At 61.1% G+C, this 22739-nt stretch carries 21 protein-coding genes and 1 pseudogene; 13 read left to right on the top strand and 9 right to left on the bottom strand.

Features of this window, described 5'->3' with window-relative positions:
- Positions 1 to 37 precede the first annotated feature (37 nt).
- Positions 38 to 787: an IclR family transcriptional regulator gene (locus tag E7T06_RS14095; protein WP_240741068.1), complete on the top strand. Its 750-nt coding sequence runs from the start codon at positions 38 to 40 to the stop codon at positions 785 to 787.
- Positions 788 to 1119: 332 nt separating this feature from the next.
- Here the strand turns inward: E7T06_RS14095 and E7T06_RS14090 are convergent, their stop codons facing one another.
- The 3 genes from E7T06_RS14090 to E7T06_RS14080 form a co-directional block, all read right to left on the bottom strand.
- The gene (locus tag E7T06_RS14090; RefSeq protein ID WP_240741067.1) at positions 1120 to 1500 is read right to left on the bottom strand and encodes a hypothetical protein; all 381 of its coding nucleotides are present in this window, start codon (positions 1498 to 1500) and stop codon (positions 1120 to 1122) included.
- A 932-nt stretch (positions 1501 to 2432) separates the two neighbouring features.
- Positions 2433 to 2825: a hypothetical protein gene (locus E7T06_RS21505; RefSeq protein WP_205750933.1), complete on the bottom strand. Its 393-nt coding sequence runs from the start codon at positions 2823 to 2825 to the stop codon at positions 2433 to 2435.
- Positions 2826 to 2906: 81 nt separating this feature from the next.
- Complete coding sequence (locus E7T06_RS14080; RefSeq protein ID WP_136366417.1) at positions 2907 to 3914, bottom strand: aldo/keto reductase; 1008 nt, start codon at positions 3912 to 3914, stop codon at positions 2907 to 2909.
- Positions 3915 to 4063: 149 nt separating this feature from the next.
- Between E7T06_RS14080 and E7T06_RS21860 the strand changes: the two genes are divergently transcribed.
- From E7T06_RS21860 to E7T06_RS14065, 4 genes and pseudogenes are all read left to right on the top strand, one after another.
- On the top strand, positions 4064 to 4669 hold the full coding sequence (locus tag E7T06_RS21860) for a DDE-type integrase/transposase/recombinase (protein WP_240741066.1): 606 nt from the start codon (positions 4064 to 4066) through the stop codon (positions 4667 to 4669).
- Entirely contained in the window at positions 4635 to 4862 is a 228-nt protein-coding gene (locus E7T06_RS21855) for a hypothetical protein (RefSeq protein ID WP_240741065.1), read from the top strand. The genes E7T06_RS21860 and E7T06_RS21855 overlap by 35 nt, the downstream gene beginning before the upstream one ends.
- A gap of 63 nt (positions 4863 to 4925) precedes the next feature.
- The gene (locus E7T06_RS21850) at positions 4926 to 5489 is read left to right on the top strand and encodes a transposase (RefSeq protein ID WP_346763210.1); all 564 of its coding nucleotides are present in this window, start codon (positions 4926 to 4928) and stop codon (positions 5487 to 5489) included.
- Between the two features lie 19 nt (positions 5490 to 5508).
- A pseudogene (locus E7T06_RS14065) lies at positions 5509 to 5670 on the top strand (integrase core domain-containing protein); the annotation flags it as partial.
- Between the two features lie 99 nt (positions 5671 to 5769).
- Here E7T06_RS14065 and E7T06_RS14060 read toward each other — a convergent pair.
- The 3 genes from E7T06_RS14060 to E7T06_RS14050 form a co-directional block, all read right to left on the bottom strand.
- Positions 5770 to 7746 carry a PAS domain-containing sensor histidine kinase gene (locus tag E7T06_RS14060; protein WP_136366416.1) on the bottom strand — a complete coding sequence of 659 codons (1977 nt, stop codon included), beginning with the start codon at positions 7744 to 7746 and terminating at the stop codon, positions 5770 to 5772.
- A complete protein-coding gene (locus E7T06_RS14055) occupies positions 7743 to 9152 on the bottom strand; it encodes a diguanylate cyclase (RefSeq protein WP_136366415.1) in 1410 nt (469 codons plus the stop codon). The genes E7T06_RS14060 and E7T06_RS14055 overlap by 4 nt, the downstream gene beginning before the upstream one ends.
- Positions 9153 to 10255: 1103 nt before the next feature.
- On the bottom strand, positions 10256 to 10459 hold the full coding sequence (locus E7T06_RS14050) for a helix-turn-helix domain-containing protein (RefSeq protein WP_240741070.1): 204 nt from the start codon (positions 10457 to 10459) through the stop codon (positions 10256 to 10258).
- 155 nt (positions 10460 to 10614) lie between these two features.
- Between E7T06_RS14050 and E7T06_RS14045 the strand changes: the two genes are divergently transcribed.
- Entirely contained in the window at positions 10615 to 10860 is a 246-nt protein-coding gene (locus E7T06_RS14045; RefSeq protein ID WP_136366413.1) for a hypothetical protein, read from the top strand.
- A gap of 1020 nt (positions 10861 to 11880) precedes the next feature.
- On the opposite strand, the gene E7T06_RS14035 is transcribed toward E7T06_RS14045, so the two are convergent.
- Positions 11881 to 13266 carry an EAL domain-containing protein gene (locus E7T06_RS14035; protein ID WP_168733548.1) on the bottom strand — a complete coding sequence of 462 codons (1386 nt, stop codon included), beginning with the start codon at positions 13264 to 13266 and terminating at the stop codon, positions 11881 to 11883.
- Between the two features lie 137 nt (positions 13267 to 13403).
- On the opposite strand from E7T06_RS14035, the gene E7T06_RS14030 reads away from it, so the two are divergent.
- On the top strand, positions 13404 to 13703 hold the full coding sequence (locus E7T06_RS14030; RefSeq protein WP_136366411.1) for a transposase: 300 nt from the start codon (positions 13404 to 13406) through the stop codon (positions 13701 to 13703).
- Positions 13700 to 14545, top strand: coding sequence for an IS3 family transposase (locus E7T06_RS14025; RefSeq protein ID WP_136366410.1), 846 nt, complete (start codon positions 13700 to 13702; stop codon positions 14543 to 14545). The genes E7T06_RS14030 and E7T06_RS14025 overlap by 4 nt, the downstream gene beginning before the upstream one ends.
- A gap of 586 nt (positions 14546 to 15131) precedes the next feature.
- On the opposite strand, the gene E7T06_RS14020 is transcribed toward E7T06_RS14025, so the two are convergent.
- On the bottom strand, positions 15132 to 15590 hold the full coding sequence (locus tag E7T06_RS14020) for a TerD family protein (protein WP_168733547.1): 459 nt from the start codon (positions 15588 to 15590) through the stop codon (positions 15132 to 15134).
- A 742-nt stretch (positions 15591 to 16332) separates the two neighbouring features.
- On the opposite strand from E7T06_RS14020, the gene E7T06_RS14015 reads away from it, so the two are divergent.
- The gene (locus E7T06_RS14015; protein ID WP_136366408.1) at positions 16333 to 16761 is read left to right on the top strand and encodes a response regulator; all 429 of its coding nucleotides are present in this window, start codon (positions 16333 to 16335) and stop codon (positions 16759 to 16761) included.
- A gap of 144 nt (positions 16762 to 16905) precedes the next feature.
- Here E7T06_RS14015 and E7T06_RS14010 read toward each other — a convergent pair whose 3' ends face one another.
- Entirely contained in the window at positions 16906 to 17097 is a 192-nt protein-coding gene (locus tag E7T06_RS14010) for a hypothetical protein (RefSeq protein ID WP_136366407.1), read from the bottom strand.
- Between the two features lie 1160 nt (positions 17098 to 18257).
- Between E7T06_RS14010 and E7T06_RS14005 the strand changes: the two genes are divergently transcribed.
- The 4 genes from E7T06_RS14005 to E7T06_RS13995 all read left to right on the top strand — a co-directional run bounded on the left by E7T06_RS14005 (position 18258) and on the right by E7T06_RS13995 (position 22648).
- Positions 18258 to 18818, top strand: coding sequence for a C39 family peptidase (locus tag E7T06_RS14005; protein ID WP_168733546.1), 561 nt, complete (start codon positions 18258 to 18260; stop codon positions 18816 to 18818).
- 156 nt (positions 18819 to 18974) lie between these two features.
- Positions 18975 to 21059: a glycoside hydrolase family 3 N-terminal domain-containing protein gene (locus tag E7T06_RS14000; protein WP_168733545.1), complete on the top strand. Its 2085-nt coding sequence runs from the start codon at positions 18975 to 18977 to the stop codon at positions 21057 to 21059.
- Between the two features lie 120 nt (positions 21060 to 21179).
- Entirely contained in the window at positions 21180 to 21326 is a 147-nt protein-coding gene (locus tag E7T06_RS21270; protein ID WP_168733544.1) for a hypothetical protein, read from the top strand.
- Positions 21327 to 21952: 626 nt separating this feature from the next.
- Complete coding sequence (locus tag E7T06_RS13995) at positions 21953 to 22648, top strand: hypothetical protein (RefSeq protein WP_136366404.1); 696 nt, start codon at positions 21953 to 21955, stop codon at positions 22646 to 22648.
- Positions 22649 to 22739 lie beyond the last annotated feature (91 nt).

The raw sequence follows: 22739 nt of genomic DNA, 5'->3' as shown, positions 1-22739 counted from the left end.
AACACCCGATTCACCGCCCGAGTACACCATTTCCGCCTTGGAGGACGGCCTCCGGGTGCTGGAACTGGTCGGACAGGTTCCGGAACTTAAAATTCCGCAGCTCGCCGCCCAGGCTGGCATGACCAAAAGTAAGGTCTACCGTATTCTCCAGACACTGGTTCATCTGGGCTACGTCAGGCTCGACGACGACCACGCCGCCCACCTGGGCTCTGCCGCGTTGATCCTGGGCCAGCAGGCTCAGGAGCAGCACTCGCTGACCCAAACCGCGCGGCCGGTACTGGATGACTTGGCGCAACAGACGGGGGAGAACATCCACCTCGTGGTCCGCGAGGGGCAGCACTCCCTGGTGATCGATGTCCGCACCTCCCCTCATCCTGTGCGGATGTTCGCCCGGGTCGGCCGAATTGGACCCCTGCACGCTGGGGGCTCGTCCAAGGTGCTGCTGGCGTATGCACCAAGCGAGGTGCTCGCTGCCCTGCTCCGTACACCGCTGGAGCGGTTTACGGCCAGCACCATCACGGATCCAACGGCCCTGGAACAGGAACTGCGGCAGATCCGGGAGGACGGCGCCCACGTCGCCATCTCCGATCTCGAAGAGGAGACCTTCTCGATCGCCGCCCCGATCTTCGATTTCCAGGGCCAGGTGGTCGCCTCACTGAGCGTGGCTGGCCCCCTGATGCGGCTCAACACAGAAAAACAGAGGCGGTATCTGGACGGCGTGCAGGAGGCCAGCAGGCAGCTCTCCATGAAGCTGGGGATGACTCCAGACAAGCGTGACCGTTTCTAAGCCGGCGCCCACGTCGTGGGTCCTTCTTTCCACCACTGCTGGCGGTTGCGTTGCTTTCACCGGAGAGGGGGAGGCGGACTCGCCGTAGCCGAGCCGAAACCTTTTTCCCGTTTCCCGATGGTCATTCTCCAGCCGCCCAACAGACAGAGGAGGTTCGCGTTCTGTACCCAGAGAGTTCAGTTGCCGATCACGTGGGGCATCCCCATGGCCCAGCACCCTTATACCCCCGAACTCAAGCGAGATGCTGGGCTAACCCCCTTGAACAGGTTGCCTGTCCCTTCTGATGATTGCCTGCGAACCACTGCGCCGAGTCGATAGGCCTCTTGCAAAAGTCATGAGTGGCAGGCTTGGGTGAGGGTGCACAGCGCCGCGGTGCGCTGAACCCGGAGCGCGAAGCGACGCCGACGTCTCTCCACGTCCTTCAACCCGCGCAAGATCTTCAGGCGACGGATGATCGGCTCGGTGCCCTGCCGGGTCTGGTTCAGCACGCGACTCTCCTGACGCTGTTCGGCACAGCGCGGCGACGTCGACGTCGCCTGATAGGGGTACTGACGCCATGCCTTCTGGGCCCCGGCCTCCCCGCTCAGCGCCGTCGCGTTGAGCCACCGAAACCCAGCGTGACGCAACAACTTCAGATCGTGGACGGCATTCGCACGGATAACCGTGTCTAGGAGGCACGGCATCAGCATGCAGATCAGCCGCCGGAACGTCAAACTACGCCTCTTTTTCTTCCCGCTGTCGCAGCCGCGCCGCTTTTTTGGGCCGTTCGCACGGAACCTCCGAGGCATCAACCGCCACGAGGCTGTCAACCGTAGGCGCCTCCTGGAAGACGCGCTTTGGGGGCATCTGGAACGGCTGAGAGGCGGCGAGGGCGGCCTTGACACGTTCCACCATACGGTGCACGCCCTGGTCGTGAATCTCCAGTCGTCGCCCAAGTGCGCCAAGGTGTGGGACTCGCGCCAGACTTCCAGCCACATCTGCAGGTGTTGAGCCACGCTGGGCGGCCCCGTGTCGTCTGACGTTCTCCCCGGTGTGCCAGCACCGCGTCCATCTCGGCAAGCGGTTTACGAACAGGAAAATCAGTTTCATCACCCCCCATTGAGCGTTTAGGATTTTGGCCTGAGCACGGCTCCTTCTTGTTGAACACTGTAATCATCGCCGGCGTCGACCAACCCCTTTCTATCCAACACCATGGACTCTTGACCGGCGATCAACAAAGATGGGGCGCCGGCACTCTGAATTCACTGCACCTGAAGACGCGTCCCCAGAGAGAAGCCCATGAACCGCCGGTGGTATGAAAAGAGATGACGAAGCTCGGCAAGAGCGCCTGTTGTCATGACTGGCCTGGAGTTGATCCTGCCGCCGCTGTCCTAGGCCGTCCGCGCGGAGCGCATCGGCCGACTTGAGCCGGAAAACCTCCGTAAGCGGGCGATGGTGGCCCGCCGCAACCGGGATATCTCAGCCCTGCAGGAGATCGCCGAAGCGTTACACCCGCGGCCATTGAAGGGCAGGGCAGCCGCCCCGGCTCTCCTCACATCAGCGTCACCTCCGAACCAGCGTCCTTTAACCGGCCCAATTGACGGCTCTTCCAGTCGCTGACCGCTTTGCTCACCCGGCTGAGCCCGCACACTGAGGTCATGGCCCGTCAGCCAAACTTGCTGTGACCCGCGAACAAAAGGGTCTCGGCGCTTGCCTCGATCGCCAGCCGTTTGACCAGGGCTTCCTCAATCACTGCATTGCTGCGCACCCAGCCTCCCAGCACCAGCACCTCTGTCGCGCCGACCGCCACCGCTTGAGCGGCAGGCAGATCGAGCGTGATCGCCGTCAGGGATCGCCCGGTTAGGCAGGGGTATACGGAGACTGGACCAAAAGTTCTGATCGTGTTGCCTTGGAACACTCGTCGGACAAGCAGCGGCGGGTGGGTGTGCTTGAACCCGTCCCTATTTTCAGAGGAAATTGCGTCCAGAGCGGGCGCAATGTTACCAGCCAGGTGCTGAATGCTCACCACTGGGAGGCGGTAGGGTTTCGGGTCAGTCACGGCGGGTCAGCTGACCCCGATCCGGTTCAATCGACACGGCCTTAGCTCCCCCACCTCAGTCATCCCACCCTCAACCCGGTCTCAGCGGCGCTGCTGGGCGTCGGCAATGAAATCATGTGGATACGGCGCCGGCTGGGCACTGGCCGTGTTCAGACGGGCCAGTTGCTCCCCACTCAGCGTCCAGCCACTGGCTCCCAGATTATCTTCCAATTGCGCCATGGTTCGGACGCCCAAAATCGGCGCCGTCACACCGGGCTGGCCCAGCAGCCAGTTCAGCGCCACCTGCGACGGCGTTTTGCCGCTGTCCTCGGCCACCTCAAACAGGGCGTCCAGCACACCCCAAGTGTGTTCGTTGTTGTAGTTGCTCCACGACTCGCCCCAGCCTTCTTGCTCGGCTTTCTCGATGCGGGAACCGGACACCGGCTGATCCATGCCCCGGCGAAACTTGCCGCTCAGCCAGCCGCCCCGCAGCGGACTCCACGGAATCACGCCCAGCCCTTCGTTCTCGCACACCGGCAGCAGATCCCATTCGGTGCTGCGGCACAGCAAGTTGTACTGGGGTTGCAGGGAGCTGAAGACTTCCCAGCCATGCTGACGGCTCAGGTCGATGGCCTTTTGCAGCTGCCAGCCGGTAAAGTTGCTGACGCCCACATAGCGCACCACCCCGCGTTTCACTAAAGTGTCCAAGGTGGACAGCGTTTCTTCCAGAGGGGTCTTTGCGTCCCAGCAGTGCACCTGATACAAGTCGAGGTAGTCGGTCTGCAGGCGCTTGAGGCTGGCTTCCACCCCGGCAAGGATGTGCTTGCGCGACAGGCCGACCTCGTTGGCTCCCTCCCCCATCGGGAAACGCACTTTGGTGGCGATCACCAGATCGTCGCGCTGCTGGGTACTCAGCCAACGGCCAATGGTGGCTTCCGACGCGCCCGTGCTGTATACGTCTGCGGTGTCGATGAAGGTGCCGCCAGCCTCGACGAAGCGGTCAAGCATCGCGTGGCTGGTGGCTTCGTCGGCCTCCCGGGCAAAGGTCATGGTGCCCAAGCACAGTGCGCTGACCTTCAGGCCGGTCTTTCCCAAAAAGCGTTGTTCCATGGCCCGAGTCTCCCGGCAAGGCTGGCCGTCCGCGCTCCAGTTTGGTGACGCCTCCTTAAGATTCGAACGGCAGGTACGGAGATGACCAACAGTCAAGAGGGTGTGCGCGCCAGCAGCACCGGGAGGAGCTTTACTAACAGGTGCGGCAGATGGCGTTATTGCATCCGACCTCTGGCTACCGCTTGCTGTATCAGGAATTCAAAGCTCAAGGCCAAGCCATTGGCTTACACAAGATCCGAGTGGCGCTCGGTGAACTGCGGCTGCATCCCCCACAGCCTCGGAAAACAAGACACCCTTCTCCCAAAGTATCCAGTCCTCAGGACTGGCCCGAAGGACGCCGGGGACACATCGATGCCACACGCCTGTCCCTCCCGGATGGCGTTTGCTGGATTTACTTTGTGCTGGACGTCATTTCACGGGTGGTCTTAGCGAGCCGGGTGGTGCGGAGCCTGTCCATGCACCTCGCCAAGCTCACGCTTGACGAGGCCGTGGCCGTCCTGCGGGCCGAGGGCCACCCGGACACCATCCTCGTGCACAGTGACGGCGGCAGCGACTTCACGGGTGAGGTCTTTCAACAGAGCTGTTTGAAGTACGGCCTCTGGGTGCGCTCAACAGTATCCCAACCAGGCGGCACCGGAATCCTGGAAAGACTCAACAGAACTTACAAACCTCGGGTGCTAGGGGGTAGGCAGTGGGACATAAGAAAGCGGAAGCTCAGGTATGCCTACCAAAGAACTCCCGCTGGCTCAGGGTAGCGTCGAAGATCTGTTCACGCTCATCTCCGTGTATGTTGATGATGATCTGCAAGCCGCTGCACACATCGGCTTGTTTGTCTTGCCCCACGAGGTCAATCAGAAGGGCAGGTACAGCGAGCTGATGACCATTGCGCTGGTGGGCGAATTGCTCGGTGAGGTCTCTGAACACAAGTGGTTGGCTCAGGTACGTTGAACGTACCGGGCACTGTTTCCGTGCTTGCCAGATCGAACCCGGTCTCTCCGGATTCAGTCGAATGTGGAGACGATTTACGCCGACCTCGCTCTAAGACTGTCCCACTTCGACGACGACACCGTGGGCGTGATTGACAGCACACCGTTGGTGCTGTGCAAGGGGACGCGCTACGCGCGACCCCGAGCGATCACCGAGGCGGGCAGTGGACGCGGTGGGCACGGAGGCTACAGTGTCAAAGGCCGGTTTTACGGGTTCAAGCTGCACGCCATGATTGACGATCATGGCATGATCGTCCGCTGTGCCCTCGCTGCTGGGAATGAGAGTGATCCGCCGCTTGCACGCACGTTGTTGGACGAGGGTGAGGGGACGTTGGCCCTCGGTGATTGGGGCGACCAAGGCTGTGGGGTCTATGCACAGCCCAAGAGCACTATGAAGCAGTCGCGCCCCTGCTGGGGCGCGACGGCGGAGCCTCAGAAAGACGAGAGAAACGGTCTTTTCTCGTCTCGATCGCTCATTTCACCTCATGCTTCCACAGCTCAATTCTTTTCGATCCATTCGCGCCCAGGTGTGCCGCAAGATTGCTGCCCACAATCTGGCCTTGTTCTTTGGTGGCCTTTGACCCCCTAGCACTCGAGGTTACAAAGATCAATTCGCTTTCCGTCACAACTGGCAGACGATGGCCGAGGTTCGCGCGGCTATGCCTGGCTTTCACCGCTGGTACAACCATGAGCGCCGCCACTCGGCGCTCTACTACGCCACGCCTTGGTCGACACTCACCTCATCGGCGAACGCTCGCAACGCCGCTTGAAGACTTTCCTAGAGCACTCCCGCTGGAGTCAGTCACGGCAGATCCGTTTAGACTGGTGAAGGCCACACAACTTACACAGTAATCCTGTACCTTCTGAACTTACTCACGTTGGTGTTCACGTGCCAGAGCAGCAGCGGCATTGAAGTGTACAGTGAAGATTGTCCCTCTGTGCAGTTGAGTTTGCACGTCGATGCGTCCACCAAAATGTCCTTGAACGATGTCATGAATGATTGCCAACCCTAAGCCAGTGCCTTTGCCGACGGCTTTGGTTGTGAACATCGGATCAAAAATCTTAGGCAACACCTCTGCCGGAATGCCCGCACCGTTGTCTTCCACCTGGAGCCGAAGTTCACTCCCTTGAAGACCGAAGCGCATATCGACCCGGCGTTGTCTGGTTACCGTCTCACAGGCGTGAATGGCATTGATGACCAGATTGGTCAGGACCTGAGTGAAGCGGCCCGGTTCACCTTTAAGCATGAGGTGGCTCCGCGCCGATTCCAAGTGCAGTTCCACTTGTGCGGCGCGCGCTTCGTGAGCCAACATGGCCAGCGTATCTCCAGCCAGTTTCACTGGATCGAATTCACTAACGCCCTGCACAGTGTCACGGGTATGGCTGCGCATCTGCCGGATGAACTCCCCAATTCGCGCCGTGGTCTTACCCGCGTCGTCTAAGGCCGTGAGGGTTTCGGCAGCGATTTCTCGGTGATCATCGGCCGTGACCCGTGGGTTACTGATGGAATTTTGGTACTCCTGCACCAGATTGCGCGCCACATGCAGGTAATTCATGGTCGCGGCCAGTGGCGTATTGATCTCATGCGCCAAGCCGGCGGTCAAGCGCCCTAGACTGGCGAGCTTCTCACTGGACAGCAACTGCCGCTGACTGACCTTAAGGGCACTCTCGGCTTGCTGGCGGTCAGTGATGTCATGGGAGTTGATCACAATCCCGCCCACATGTGGGTCACCAAGCAGGTTGGTCATCAGCCCTTCCAGCGCGCGCCACTCACCGTTGGCATGCCGGAAGCGGAACGTCGGCCGGACGGTGGTGCCGGCGCCCCCCGTGACCAGTGCGGCCACTATTCTGAGCACTTCGTCATGGGTCTCTGCCGGAAGGTACTCAAGGACGCTGTGTCCGATCAGATCTTCAGGAGCGTACCCTAGAACGGCGTTCACCGAAGGGCTTTCGTACAGAATGACACCACGCTCATCAAGGACGGTGATGAGGTCCGAAGCGTTTTGAACCAAGGATCGGAAGCGGCCTTCGCTCCGCTCCAGGGCTTCTTCCGCATGTTTGCGGTCGGTGATGTCGCGGGCGTTGGTCACGATCCCCCGGACGTGTGGATCGCTCAGCATGTTGGTGATGGTGATTTCTGTCCAGCCCCAGCTGCCGTCTATTCGGCGTTGTCGGTACATACCGACGGTTTTGGTCTCCGGCGCGGCCAACACTTGCTGAAAGTCTGCCTGTGCTTGGCCAAGGTCGTCCCGGTGCATGTGGGCAGCGAAATGCCAACCGAGGACCTCGTCGGGTGCGACACCATGTTGCCTCTTGACAGCGGGGCTGACGTAAGTGAAGCGCCCTTCAGCATTGAGCACCGAAAAGACATCTGTACTGTGCTGAACCAGTGAGTACGCCCGCGCTTGCCGGAGTTTCACCTGCAAATCGGCATTTTTTTGGGCCGTGACGTCAATCGTCACGCCGCTGAGGGCCCTGAGCACTCCGCTTTCCACCACTGGTGTGGTGAAGTCGCGTAACCACACGACCATCCGCTCCGTGGTAATGGCGCGGTATTCAACGTGGTACGGCTTGCCACGCAGGTTGGCCGTTTCAGTTTCACTCAGCACCCGTTCTTGGTCGTCGGGGTGAATGCAGGCTTCCCAGAGGTGCGGGGTACTCATCCACTCTTCCGGCGTGTAACCAAGGAGCGTTTTGATTTTGTGGTTCACAAAAAGGGTGCGCTGCGAACGGGGATCGATTTCCCAGACTACGCCGTCAACGACCCCCAAGAGCGCCTCATAGCGCTGCACCGTCCGGCGCAGCGCTTCGTTCTCCGTGGCTAAGTCGTCCGTACGGCGTCTCATAGGGCTGGAGCACCCTCCGTATCCTGTACGGCACGGTTGCGGCCTTGACGCTTGGCCTCATACAGGGCCTGATCCGCCCGCGCGAAAACGTCTACGGCCAGTTCTTCTGGCGCGTGCACCGCGGTACTTGGTAAGCTGGCGACACCAATACTGACCGTGAGTGACAATGCGTGACCCTTCCAGCGCAGCGGCAAGCGTTCAATGGCGCCCCGGAGGCGCTCAGCAATGATCAGCGCCCCCGCCGCTGGCGTGTGCGGCAACAGCACCGCCAGTTCTTCGCCCCCATACCGCCCGGCCACATCCGAACGGCGCAGGTGCTGCTGGACACAGCCGCCCAACGTGGCCAGGACATGATCGCCTGCCAAGTGGCCATAGGTGTCGTTAACCGCTTTAAAATGATCGAGATCCAGCAGCAACACACTGGTCGGCACCGCGTGCCGGGCGGCCAGCTGAATCGTTTCTTCCAGCCGCATCAACCACGCCCGTTTGTTGACCAACCCCGTCAAATCATCGATCGTCGCCAAACTATACAAGCGGGTGTTCTCAATGGCGACCGCCGCCTGAGCCGCAAAAATTTCCAAGAGATGCAGGTCGCCGTTGCCCGGCCCGGGATTGTCGACCATCACCACCCCCAGCGTGCGCTCACCGGCTTTCAGCGGCAAGATGATTTGCGGGCCGAGATAGGCTTGGCCGCTCTTGACCGCTGTGCAGATCAGTGTTTGTTCCGCAGGTGTCAACACGGCCCACTCCGTGTGGTTGAAGCGGCCCGTTCCGATTCGAAGCGTGAACTCCTGCAACTCAGTGGTGAGCACCGCGCCGCTGGGGGCCAGTGCGGCCCGTTCCGGAGTCAAGGTGGCTAGCACCGCGCTGGGAAAGCCCAGTAGTCCCTGAATCTGCAGCAAAATGCCCAGCAGCAGGTCATCCAGGGGTTGCAGGCGGTGCAACTCTGGGGCGGCTTTCAGGATGTACTCCAAGCCGCTGCGCGACGCGTGCAGGGCCCGGACATGCTGAAAGGTCTTCAGGGCGGCGTCCACCCACACCAACAGCTTGTCCGGTCCTTCAGATTTGTCGTGGTAGCCCTGGATGTCCAGCTCACGCAACATTTGCCGGGGGGGCTTTTCCGAAGCGTAGCCGGTTTGCAAGACAATTTGGACTTGGGGGTCGAAGGTGCGCACGTGCTTGACGACCTCTTGACCGGTCATGCCCGGCATGAAGTAGTCAAGCAAGATCAGGTGGACGTCTTGCCCCCGACACAACCGAAGGGCTTCTTCACCACTGGCGGCTGACAGCACCTCATGCCCATCGACTTCGAGCAAACGGCAGAGGGTGATCCGCAGATCGTCGTCGTCGTCAACGACCAACACGGTGTATCCGGAAGATGGAGCGGTGGTGCGTAGTCTGGCCATGAGCGTCTCCGTAGACGGATACACTAGGGTGCCGATCCTGACAAAGACATGAACGCCCCAGCAACGTCAAACATTAACAGGCTCCCTGGGAGGCAGGGCGACACAGAAAAGTCTCTCATGAAAGAAGATCTGCCGACCAGGAAATCTTTTTAGAACTCGACACTTCAGCTGAAAATCCAAGCAATGCGTCTGAGATACCCCGTGTTTATCAGAGGCGGGCGTTTCCAGTTCAGCTCAACATTCGAAGACAAGAGAATTTCCAGCCCTGCCCAGCCTCGGGGTCCTGGCCAGGTGTCCCAGTAGGGTGGTCAGGTGGGGACCCCCCACAAGCTGCCCGGCTACCGATCTGCGTTCGCGGTCATCGGCCACACGGGCTGGCTCCACCAATTCACGCTGAAGCACCGCAATGTCGAGAAACGTTTTTTCGCGCAAGGCGTCGAGCTTTCCCGCGACGCTCCTTCTGGTCTCGGGTTCACCACAGCTGGAGGGATACAGCCGCTGATATCGGCGGCGCTGGAGAGATGACCAGAGGCTGACCCCGAGGCGCCCAGCGGCGCTTCAAGACGGGCTTATTGGTAGTCCGTTGAGTTGTCTTGGTGATCCCAGAAACACGTTGTTTTTCGCGGCGTGGTTTGGTCGACCTCAGCGACGGACACGGCCTCTGGCTCGTTCATCAGGCTCAGTCAACGGACTACCATTATTGACCTCGGCTGAGGTTGGCAACGCGCCGCGCTGTTCGCTCGTTGAACAAGAAGCCAAATTCCGCACTGAAACGACGCTCTTGCGCTCATCGTGTTGCCGACGTATGCGGAGATCCATAAGGCCAAATCGTCCCTCATCCTGCACCCACAGCTGCACCTGTTTTCCGCGAGAGGCCGCGCATGCCGTTCTAAAGACCGTTTGGACTTTTTGATCAAGCCCGCCTGTTGTGCGGCCGCCACGTAAACATGAACCGGACCCGGCACTTATCCTGTGCATCCGAGCTTTCTCAAGAAGCTTCCCGCAGAGGGAGACGTCCCCTCTCCCCCCATTTGCTCGTGCACGGAGGCTTGCATTGGTTGGCTTGTTCACAGGACCCTCGTTGCGGGCGGCCTCTAAAGCACTTAAACCAGCCGCTGCTCCGGGTTCAGGGCCGCAGCAGCTCTATTCCAGCGCCGTCGGTCTACGGCTGCCGCTGCTCCACCTTCGTTGTAGGCCCGAATCAACGTGCTGATCGTCGTGCGCAAAAAATCCGTTACCGCCTTGATCTCCGGAATCGATACCCTCTTGCTGTGAAGCCACAGGATCTGCCCGCGGGATCGCTGCACCGGACACTCGGCCTGTGGATCAGCGAGTTCCACCTCGTCGGCCGTGTGGGGCGGCCTCAGCGAAGCAGCTCTTGGAGTTGGAACTCATCTGAGTCCCGTATGAACCAGGAGGCGCTGAAAGATGTTTGACAGGGTCAGCCCAGTACATTGACTGGATGACCGCTGCTTCTCCCGTCCGGGCCACCCGGGTACTGCTGAACGTGCTGCTAGAAAACGGTGTTCCGGTAGATACTGTTATCGGTGGCAAGGCCGCCGCCTACTTGCGGCGTCAGCCAGGCGTCATCCGGGCCGACTCCAGTTCGTCGGGGAACATGGAACTTCACTATGACGCTGAGCAGGTGACACTGGTAGAGCTGGGCCGAGCGCTGGGGCGAGCCAGGTTGCGCATGGGCATTGTGTAATACAGACGGAAATGCGCTATGAAGGACTTTCAGGACCTGACCCCCTAGAAACGGGGAACGAGCTCACGGGGCAGCATCATGAGGAAGCAATAAAACACCTGAATGACCGACCTCAAGGAAGCCCTCGGCCTGAGCGTCTCACGTAGAGAGTCGGGCAGGACAGAAGCGGCCTGACAGCATGATGGTAACGAAAGTTTGATCCACCAGTGGAAAGCCCCGTTTCTGAAGACGGGCCGGGTCCGCTTGGCTGGAGAGCGTCCGGATCAGGGCGTCAGGCTGCTCAAACGCGAGCACGGCCATCTGAAGTGGATCCTGGCAAATAGCAGCTGAAGTTGGATGGTGCGCGAACAGTGCGGCAGCTCTTGGCAGAGCCATCCCCAGCTCAGCTTGCGGCGCTTTCATCAGTACACCGGCGCCGCGTCGTGGCGATTTTGAGACCCACTGCACAGCGCGTGGACGCAGCCACGAGATCGTCGGTACGAACGGCCGCGCCAGGCGACGTTGCGGCACCCCACCTCTGGCCAAGGGTGCTGGATCAGGAATGAAAAGCTCAAGGCAACGCCATTGGAGTGCACCGAATTCAAGCGGCACTGGGTAAACTGCAGTTGCGTCCCCAGAGCTTCAGAAGACCAGGACACCTTCACCATAGGGCTGCAGCCCTCAAGACTGGCCAGCAAGACGCCAGGTGCAGATTGAGGCCACACGCCTCCGACTTTTGGATGGCGCCCGCTAAGTGGACTTCGTGCCAGACGTGCTTTCACGCGTGGTCTTGGCCGGCCAGACTGAAGGTTGACGGTGGTGAGAACCAGCAGCACAAGCGTTCCGCACACAGCTGTGGTTCCCACCTGAGAGTGCACCGAGTGCGCGAATGTCAGGCGGGCAGCGGCGACGCCTGCCGGAGCAAGGAGGGTGCCGCCCACGTCCGTCGCCACACCCAAGTGAGTCCGTACCGCTGCGCATAGGCCAGATTTTGGGGACGGTCCATTCGGGGTGCCGAATGAGGAATGGGTGGTGACGCGTTCACTGCCTGTACTCACGCGGCAAGAAAAGCCGCTTTTGAGGGGGCAGCGCTTCTAAGGCAGGCAGAGGCCGGGCGATCAGGTAGCCTTGGCCTTGGTGGCAACCCAATTCCCGGAGGAGGTCGCACTCCTGCTGCGTTTCGATTCCTTCCGCAATGGTGGTGAGGCCCAAGTTGTGGGCCAGACTTATAATGGCCCGAACCACTGGCAAGGCGGACGAATCCTGATGAAGATGGGTCACAAAAGAACGGTCGATCTTCAAGACGTTGAGAGGAAGGCGCGAGAGGTAACTCAGGCTGGAATACCCCGTACCAAAATCATCGACGGCCAAGGAGACACCCAGGGACCGCAACTGCTTCATCCGCCGCGCCGATTCCTCTACGTTCCGCATGACGGCGCTTTCCGTCAGCTCTAGTTCGAGCGCTTGAGGGTACAGTCCAGTGTCCTCAAGCACTTGGGCGACCATCTGAACGAAGCCGTCCCGTTCGAACTGCAGCACGGAAACATTCACCGCCATGCGCAGAGTCTCGTACCCCTGACCTCTCCAAACGGCGGCTTGCCTACAGGCTTCCCGGAGCACCCATTCCCCTATGGGAACGATGAGCCCCGTTTCTTCCGCCACCGGAATGAAGCGGAGCGGTGCAACGGGACCCAACAGGGGATGCCGCCAGCGCAGCAGGGCTTCCATACCGCTTAACGTGCCGTCGACCAAATTGACCTGCGGCTGATAGTGAAGTTCGAGTTCACCGAGTTCAACCGCGCGGCGCAGGTACTGCGCGAGGTGCATACGCTCCGCCGCTTGACGGTTCATTTTTGGCTGATAGAACGCAATACCTGCCTTGTGGGTTTTGGCTGACTGCATCGCCAGATCCGCGTGACGTTGCAGGTGCGTCACGTCGCCTGCGCCATTCGTGAGCATAGAGATGCCGATTGAGGCACTGATCAGCAGTTCCTGTTCACCCACCAGGATCGGTGCCGTGATGCTCTGCAGCATCTGCCGCAAGATCGTTTCGGCTTCTTCCTGGTGGGTGTGGGGCAAGACGACCGTAAACTCGTCCCCCCCCACCCGCGCCAGGGTATCGCTCCAGCGGGTGAGCCGCAGGAGGCGGCGCGTGATCTCCTGCAAAACCTCGTCCCCCACTTGGTTCCCGTGGACGTCGTTGATGACTTTGAAGTCGTCGAGATCGATGAGCGCCAGAGCAGCGGGGATGTGGGTGTCCTCCGCCTGTTGTACGGCACGTTCGAGCCGCGTATTGAAGAGGATGCGGTTGGGCAGACCCGTGAGGGCGTCATGCTGCGCCTGGTACGCGAGGCTGTCCTTGAGGCGATGATGCTCAATGGCGACCGCCGCGAGGTGGCGGGCCTGCTGAAGCAGGTCGGCCGTCACCTCCGAAAATGCACCTGCGGCACGGCTGTACGCGCACAACGTTCCTAAAACTGGACTGACCCCATCTGACAGGACCACAGGCCAAGACACTTTGCCCCAGTCAGCGGGTACGCTGACTGCACCGCGAAGGAGATCAGATGCCCGGACGAAATCACAGCCGCGACTTCAAACTTGAGGTGGTCAGCCAGATCAACACCGGCCAGCACACCACGGCCCATCTCAGTCGCCTACATTCACTGGCTCCGAGCCTGATTCATCGCTGGCGCAAAGAGGTTGAGGCGCGTGGGGAAGCCGCTTTTACCGATGGTGCCACGACGGATCGTAGCGACGAACTTCGCATTGCCGAGTTAGAACGGTACTGCGGTCAACTGGCTCTGGAGAACACGATTTTGAAAAAATCGTTGGCGACGTACCGCTCGAAACACGGCACCAAATGATTACGGATGCGCGCAGCACGCATCCCACGGTGTCGGTACGTCGCTTGTGTGAGCTGCATGCGGTCAGCCGGTCGTGGTATCTGGGTCAGCAGACTCGGACACCGGTCAACCCGGATCTTGGGCTGGCCCAAGAGATTGAGGCTATCGCGCTGAAGTGGACTGGCTACGGGTATCGTCGCGTGACCCATGAACTGGCGCGTCGGGGGCGTCCAACCAACCACAAGCGCGTCTTACGCGTGATGCGAGCCGGGGGGTTGTTATGCCGTCCCAAACGGCGATTTCAGGCCACCACGGACTCAACGCACAGCGAACGTCGTTTTCCGAATCTGTTGCCCACGGTGGTGCCGACTCAACCCAACCAAGTCTGGCACGTCGATCTGACCTACGTCTGGGTCAAGAGTGGCTTTGTGTACCTCGCCTGCGTCCTCGACAGCTTCACCCGAGAAATCGTGGGCTGGGCCATGTCCAGGTGTATTGACGCGGTGCTGGCCTTGAAGGCACTCAACAACGCGCTTGCAGCACGTTGTCCGGGCCCAGGCTTGCTCCACCATTCTGACCAGGGGTCAGGGTACGCGAGTCACGTCTACGTCAATCGGCTTCGGGAGGCCGGTCTCATTCCCAGCATGTCCAGAAAAGGCAACCCCTACGACAACGCCCGCATGGAAAGCTTTTACAAGACCCTGAAAACGGAGGAGGTTGATCTACAGGACTATCTCGACTTCAACGACGCACAGCGCCATATCAACCACTTCATCGGTCAGCTGTATAACCAGGAACGGCTGCATTCCAGTTTGGGGTATGTCCCACCGGCCGAATTCGCCACCCAGTATCATTGCACCTAGAAGTGACTTGCTTGCTGGCCCGGTACTTTGGGTTCACTCTAAACGGGGGTGCGAACTACTCAGCGGTGCAAGATCAAGCGGGTGCGGGACTTCCCTCAACACTGAACCGTATGGGCAAAGACGAAGGCCTGCTTCACCCTGAGTGGTCTGGTTGGAACGTGAGGAGACGTCATTACCCACGGGCAGTCCTGCGGGTTCAGTGCTGCCTTCCACAACCAACAGTGCCAGGGGGACAGGGACTAACGGTGGTGGCGCGAAACAGTTTCCATCATGGACGGTTTGATGAAGCCGTGATCCACACTGTGCCGCCGCGCCTGAGGACGTTTGCCCAGTGAGAGTGGCCTGCTTGTCAGCGCTGCGGGCCCAGACAAGTTGAGCTCGCCGTTGCCGCTGAGCGGCATCGCTCCTGGCACCAGCATTCAGGCGGACTCCAAGACAGCGGTTCCACCGAAGCAGTCCGTGACTGGCCTCCTACGAACTTGGACGTCAGCCGCGACGTGTCTTCCACCGGGGGAGCAACGGATTCCCGATACACGCTCTGTGCACCCTGGGGGCGCAGGGGCAGATCTGGGAACAGGGCAGCAGGTTAAGACGCAGCAGGCGCGGGATTCAGGCGCGCCTCTGAAACGCGCAGCAGGCCTGCCAGTCCAGCCAAGGCCGGAAAACCCAGGTTCATAGCGGCGTATTTCCACTGTCCGTTGTAGCGGTAAAAGCGCCCAAACACCCCACAGGTGTTGCCGGACCCAAGTTCAGCGAGGTCAAACTGGACGGCGCCGATTTGTACGGTGCCCGACAAAACGCGTGGGCTGTGGGCAATCATCGTCAGGTCATCCACCACGGCTGGGATGTCTACCAGGTTGACGAGACACTGCAGCTCACCGGTGAGTCCACCACCGACGTCCTGACTGTTGTAGATGCTGAACAGTTCCTCGACAGTGCTGCCGACCCGAACCGCGATGATCAGGGCGGCACTGTCGCAGTACACCGGGATGGGCAGGGGCCCCAGATCTGCGAGGTTGGCGCGTTGGCCAGGGTGCAGCCTCATGGGCATCCTAAGGTCCACGGACAGCCCAACCCATATCCCTCAGTACAGGCGAGGCGTGCGCGTGGTTCATGTTGTTCGGGCGTATTGGTATTGACGCTGAGCGGGGGGTTCAAAGCAAAGTCTCCTCAGCGAAAAAATCGTCGCTGCCAAACAATTGTGGTGTGTTTTTTATTGTGAAGGAGGTCAGCTGGACGGGCTCCTATGCATCTCACGTACTTAGAATGAACTTGTCCGTTGTACAGCAGACGGTCTTTATAGCGGCTTACAAATTGGTGGATGGAGACCTGAAGGGCTCGTCGGCGCCGCCCGCTCAAGCGAGGCCAAGAGTGGCCCAAGTTCAGCCTCTGCCAGCGAATTCAGTGAACCTTCATCAGACAGTGAACCGCAGGTGGGACAAGGTGAGCTGAACCCTGTGGACAGGTGATACGTCACTGACGGACTTCAAGAACTGGGTATCAACGTGATACAGACAAGGAAAACCACTTTCACCGTCTCCCCTGCAGCGTTCAGGATGTTGCCTCCATCCCGTCTCTTGCAGACTCAAGACACCGGAAGGATCGTCAGCCTCGCCTGATTGGGCAGCCTGTGCTCAAGGCTGTTCTGACAGCCACCCTCAGCAGTGCCGCAGAGCCTGTCTGAGGGATTCAGTCCACACCGCTGAGCCACACTCTCCGGTACAGTCGGGTATGACCCTTCAAGTGTTCAACCTGCATCTGGCCGCCCCCGGCCTGTACCCTCCGCTGTGACCGAACCCCTGAGGGTGCTGCTGATTGATGACGATCCCCTCGATCGTCTGCTGGCTGATGAGGCTTTTTCGATGCTGGACGACGCCAGCATGTTGATCACCGCAGAGAGTGGCCAGGCGGCCTTGGCCCTGCTGGAGCGCCCAGACACCCCCTTGCCTGATGTCGTGTTGCTGGACATCAATATGCCCAGAATGAATGGGTTTGAGGTGTTGGCGGCTCTCAAACAGCATCCCCGGTTTTGTACCATTCCCGTGGTGATGCTGACCACGTCTGCGAACCCTGAGGACGTCGCTCAAGCCTATACGCTGCACGCCAGCGGCTACCTCATCAAATCTGTCCGGTTCCAAACATCGTTGAAACAAGTCGAGACATTTATCGATTTCTGGCTGAAACGCAGAAGGAGCAGGCTCGGTGTGGAGGACTAACCCAAGCGCCCAGCACCAGGCCGCCGCGCCAGTCACCTCAGTCTAGACTCAGCTCCCCTGGCCCCCGCCCGACAGCGGGGCCTGTTCCTCTTCGGATCACAGGCCCGGTTGCTCAGCCGCCAGCTGAACCGTGACCTGATCATGTTATTCGTCACTGCCGCGTGGTGAAGGGGACTTGTGATCCTCGGCGGTCACCAGCGGATACCACGGCGCGTAAGTCCGGCATCGTGCATTGACCATTCTGAGGGACACCTGGATCTTGCCGCTCTGGCGCATCTTCGATGACCACTGGTTGACTCCGGCGACCTGCGCCAGTCGGCGGGCAAATGGGGTCACGGGCGTCCCCGGACCCAGACCCCCGTACAAGTCATCAGTTGCTTGCAGCCTGTTCAGGGCAACAGCAGTCCACAGATGCTGTCAACGTGTTTTTTTCACCCCGCACTACCGTGACCGGCCTGCACCGGTCACCCACACACCGGTGGAAATCGTTCTTCTCCTCCCAGCGCGCTTCCTCCACCGCACTGCAAATTCCTTGGTCTGTGTCCAAGGCCGCCACTCCAGCATTGCCTCACGCCGCTCCCGCTCTTGAAGGATCCGCCGTTCGCCGCGATGCCGTGGTGCAGTTGGTCTTGACCGGGCATACCCCGCACTGGGTGACCGGGAGTCCCATCTTGATGACCGCCCACTGCTGGCGATCCACGGCCTCCGTCCAACTGACGCTGCTCTGCCTGCCCTACACAGCAGATCAGGACTTGCTCTACCCAGTTGACGTTGAAGTGCTCTGCCGCACATCCTTGTCCAGCCCAAGCTTGCCAGCGCTGGGCGTGGCGGCAGATCTGCAAGGGCACGACTCCCGTCCACTTCTATTGTGGAGAGAACGCTGTTCATGAAAGCTTTTGCACAATGTTAAAGACGGAAACTGGGGGAAGTGCAGCCAGGCCGTGCCCAGACGCGAACGGGGGGCTCCGAGTGGAGTGAGGTGCTCTAGATCCTAGATCCCGCTGTTATCACTCAGCCGTGGGCTACCGGGTCCCTGGTGGCCTTCGAGGAGCAGAAGCCCCCAACCCGAACTGCGCCTCCACCACACCTTTGATAGCTCAGCGTGTGCCTTTGTGCATCCCCTTTGTCAGGGGGATGTGAGAGTCGGTTGACACAATAAGGGGTGTCCAGAGATTTGTCCGCCGTTCGATTTTGCCTGTTGGGACGTTGCTCTGCCCTGTCAGGGATGACTCCACAGCGCAGGACGGCCTGCTGGTGAGCGTCCTCTGGCAACCGAGCGGCGGTAGCACTACCTCTTTCCAACGCGCGACGCCCGCAGTGTTGGGACTACCGCCGTACGGGAACCGCCAACCAATACGGCTAAAGGTGAAGAGATGACCTGGCGAGTCGAGGACTGGTTCGGAGCCAGGACCGTGGAGCTGAGCTCGGTGACGCTGAGCAGAGGGACGGCCAGTCGGGGACGGCGCGGTCTCCGGCGGCAGTTGCTGAGCTGGTGCATGCTTGCGGCCACCCTATGGGGACCAAGTCCAAGCGGCGCGGACGCGCAGGCCCGCTCCGCCTTGCCTCCAGCGATGCGGTTACAAGCCATGCCGTTTGCGTACCAGACCTTCAACAACTGCGGCCCTCAAGCGATTGCCAGCGTGCTGGGATACTACGGCCAGCAGGTCTCTCAGCAGCAAGTCGCCGCGGTTGCCAAAGCCACCCCCACAGGCTACATGACCGCTGACGCCATCGGCAGGTACGTGACCCGCTACGGGTTGGAAGCCCGGCGATTTGTGGGGGGGCGCCGGACCCATCTGCGTGCTTTGGTGGCGTTAGGGGTGCCGGTCATTGTCTTGCAGTGGCTGGGACCACGGTCCACGATCCCGCATTTCAGGGTGGTCACGGGCTTTGATGATGGCCAGCAGACCTTCCGGGTGTTGGACCCGTTGTACGGACCTCAGATCGCTATTCCATACACCTTGTTCGACCAACTGTGGACGGTCAATCATGCGGAATTTATTCCGGTGTATCCCCCGAAGACGGCCCCGGCCGTGCGGTCCGCCCTCGGCCTCTGAACGGGGTCCCCTTTCGGGGCGGTTGGAGGGCCTTGCTCGGTTGGCTGTGCACAGACGCACACCGGGCACTTCATGCGGCGTACTGTGGAAACATCGCTTAAGGTAAGCAGATCAACTCCGATGCCCCAAGCGGGGCAAGGAAAGAAGGGAAACTGCATGAAATTGCTGACCTGCGTCTTGTACTGCTCCACTTCTCTGGCAACCGTTACAGCCGCGCCTTTGCCCTACCAAAACCCCACCTTTCCCCTCACTACCCGCGTTCAGGATCTGTTGTCCCGGATGTCGCTGGAAGAAAAGGCCGGACAACTCGTCCAGACCAACTTGACCCGGCTGATGCCAGGGAACGGCTACACCCGTGGCCCCTTGGATCCGGTTCAGTTAAACGCAGTACTCGGACAGGCCCATGTCGGATCGGTGCTGTCTGGGGGCGGCTTTGCGCCGGTGCCCAATACGCCTGCCGCGTGGGCCGAGATGACCAATGCCCTTCAGCGGTACGCGCTTGACTCGACGCCGCTGCGGATTCCGCTGCTCTACGGTGCAGACGGCGTACACGGGCACAACAACGTGCTGGGAGCCACCCTGTTCCCCCACAATATCGGGCTGGCGGCCAGCTTTGACCCGGCGTTGGCCCAGCAAGTGGCCACCAGCACAGGCAAAGCGCTACGGGCCACCGGGGTCAACTGGAATTTTGCACCCGATGCAGATCTGGGCCTTGATCCGCGTTGGGGCCGCTTCTACGAGACGTTTGGTGAAGATCCCCAGTGGGTCTCGGCGCTGGTCGCCGCACAAGTGCGCGGGTTTCAGGCCTCGCCCCTGACTGGGGTGGCCGCCACCGTCAAGCACTTTATCGGCTATGGGCAGGCCGCCGACGGCCGCGACCGGGCGCCGGCAACTGTAGCTGAATCGGCCCTGAACAGCCTGCTGGTGCCCCCGTTCCGGGCAGCCTTCCAGGCAGGTGTAGCCTCGGTGATGGTCAACAGCGGCGCCCTCAACGGCCAGGCCGTCCACGCGTCGGGCGACCTGTTGATTGGGCTGCTCAGGCGCGACTTGGGATTTGATGGCGTCACCATTTCCGACTGGGATGACGTGGCCCGCCTACAGACGGTTCACAAGGCCGCGGCGAGTGAGGAGGACGCCGTCCGGCAGGCGGTGATGGCGGGCATTGACGTGATGATGGTGCCCACCGAGGCTGCTGCGTACAGCGCCACCGTGACCCAATTGGTTCGTTCCGGCAAACTGCCGATGGCCCGGCTTGATGAGGCAGCCAGCCGTGTGCTGGCACTGAAGTTTCGTCTGGGCCTGTTCGAACATCCGTTTGTGGACCCCGCACAGGCCGCCGCCAAGGTCGTTGACCGTGAACTGGCCTATCAGGCGGCCGGGGCCTCGATGACCCTGCTCAAAAACGCTGCTGTGGGTGGACTACCGCTTCTTCCGCTGACTGTGCGCACCCCCCGGGTGTTGATCGTGGGACCAGCGGCCAGCGATCCCCGCGCTCAGTTGGGCGGCTGGAGTGTGGACTGGCAAGGCGTGCCGCCAGACACTCAAGTGCAGGCTGTCACCGTCTTGGCGGGGCTCAAGGCGCAGGTACCTCCAGGGGTCACCCTCACCTATCAGGACGGCTCCAGCCCCGCTGACCTGCAACAAGCGGCCCGCGGCGCCGACGTGATCGTGTGGGTCTTGGGTGAGAAACCAGGGGCTGAAGGTCAAGCCGATGCCCCAACGTTGGCCCTGACCGACCAAGAGCTGGTGCGGGTGCAAGACCTTCGCCGCTTTGGGAAACCCATCCTCACCGTACTGCTGGCGGGTCGGCCGCTGGATCTGCGAACGGTGCTGCCTGCCTCAGACGCCCTGCTGATGGCCTATTTGCCGGGCAGTGAGGGCGGACGCGCCGTGGCAGACGCCGTGTGGGGGAACCGCAATCCGAGTGGCCGGTTGCCTTTTCGCTGGCCCACCCGGCCGGGGGCCCTGCCCGCCGTCCTGACTGCCGCCCCCGATCTGCCGGCCCTCTTTCCCTTCGGTGCGGGGCTCAGCTATACCCAGTTTGCCGAACAAGACCTTCACATCAATGCGGCGGCCCACACCGCGCGGATCACCATCAGGAACACGGGGAGCAGCGCTGGACAGCACCGCGTCTTGGCCTACGACGGTTCAGGCCCGAACCGCCAACTGGTCGCCGTGGGCCGGGTTCGGTTGGCCGCCGGAGAAAGCCAGACGATCAGCCTCACTTGGCTCAATCGCTGAGGGCGGGACCTCCGTGACCAGCTGTTCGCTGGGGCGGCCCCAACCATCCAAGCGGCGCCGCGTCCAAGTGTGAAGTTTAGAGCCGGAAGCGTACGCCGGGCCCCCTCTCCTCCCGCGTCCATGAGGTGGACTGTAGAAGTTCAGCCGGGCAACGGCAGCGGTCACCGCAGGCTGGATCTCTACGAGCTGACCAAACGCAGCACCCGTATCCCCGGAACCGACCGGTTGGATCCACCCACAGCAAGCGCCGAATCACCCGGCAGGTGACTGGGGAAAGCGGAGCCTGCGTGCCCTTGGGCGTGCGTTGCTCCGAGATCTGGCATGCACTGAAAGGCAGCGGCCAACCCTTGCACCTGACCTGCGGGGGCCTGATGCTCGGCCACCTCCAACCACCGCGGCGTCACCAGAAGACCGGCGTTGTGCAGCGCAGCATTGACGCCGCCCAACGCTCCGCGGTACTCCACACGAGTTTGGAAAGGGCCCGGGTTGGCCCACCACTTCTCTCAACTGGCATGATCACTGCGGCTCCTCCGGGCCGGGTGCAGGGGAGGTGAACCCGCAGGCGTGCGCGTACAGCTTGGGCAAGCACGGGCGTTGGAGACCCGCGTTTGCCACTAGGCTGTCTATGTGTCTTGGCCGGCGACGGCACGACTCCTGGCCTGACGGCGGGGGCGGGTACCGCGCCTTTTGAGCCTTCCCTGTAGCTGGTGACGCCGGCCAATAGCCAATACGGCGCGCCAGCAGTTGGGACTGTGGCAACGGCCGTGCTAAGCCGGCTGACGGCACTTGGCCTGGGTGGTCCCGAACCGTCTGACCTCACAGCACTGACCTCTGGACACCGCTGAGCCGGCGAGGACGTGCGTTTACGTTCCCTTTTAGGACAGTGGCCGCCAATGCCCAGTCCAGTTCACCTGCTCGCCCGCCTTGATGCGATCGCCTCCTCGCTGAGTGAACAGCTAGACGCGCTTGCCCTGCTGGCGCTTGGCTCTGTCGGCAGGGAGATCGGCCGCCTGGACGAACACTCTGACCTTGACTTCTTCGTGATCGTCGCGCCCGGCGCAACGCCGAATTACCTTGAAAGTCTGACCTGGCTGGAACAGGCACACCCGGTCACGTTCAGCTTTCCCAACACGCCGGATGGGCGAAAAATTCTGTTCGAGGACGGGATTTTCGCTGAATACGCCGTCTTTGAGCAGCGTGAGTTGCAGCACATCCCCTATGCGTCCGGACGTGTGGTATGGCAACGCGGGGACACTCTAGACGCACTGGCCGTCTCAGGGAACCTGCCCACACCTCAAACGCATTCGCAGGAATGGCATATCAATGAAGCCCTCACCAACCTCTTGGTGGGCCTGCGCCGGGAAGCTCGGGGGGAACGCCTCAGCGCCACCCGGTTCATCCAAACGTACGCGGTTGACTACGTCTTGGCGCCCGCAGCGCTGCGGTGGCGGGCCGAGCCTGGAGATCCTGACCTCTTTACGCCTGAAAGGCGTTTTGAGTGGCGCTTTCCCAGCGTGGCGGCCCGTCTGCTGGCAATGCTGCAGGGGGATGAGCACAACCGCGCTTCAGCCCTGTGCACCTTGGCCTGACTTGAAGAACACGCCACCGTCGATCCCCACTTGGCGCAGGACATCCGTCTTTTGTGTGCTCTGGGCAAGCCATAAGCGGCTTTCCCCCGCC

It is taken from the genome of Deinococcus sp. Arct2-2, assembly GCF_004801315.1.
GTDB lineage: Bacteria > Deinococcota > Deinococci > Deinococcales > Deinococcaceae > Deinococcus.
The sequence above is the reverse complement of the archived record's forward strand: the minus strand, read 5'-3'. Positions and strand labels throughout refer to the sequence as shown.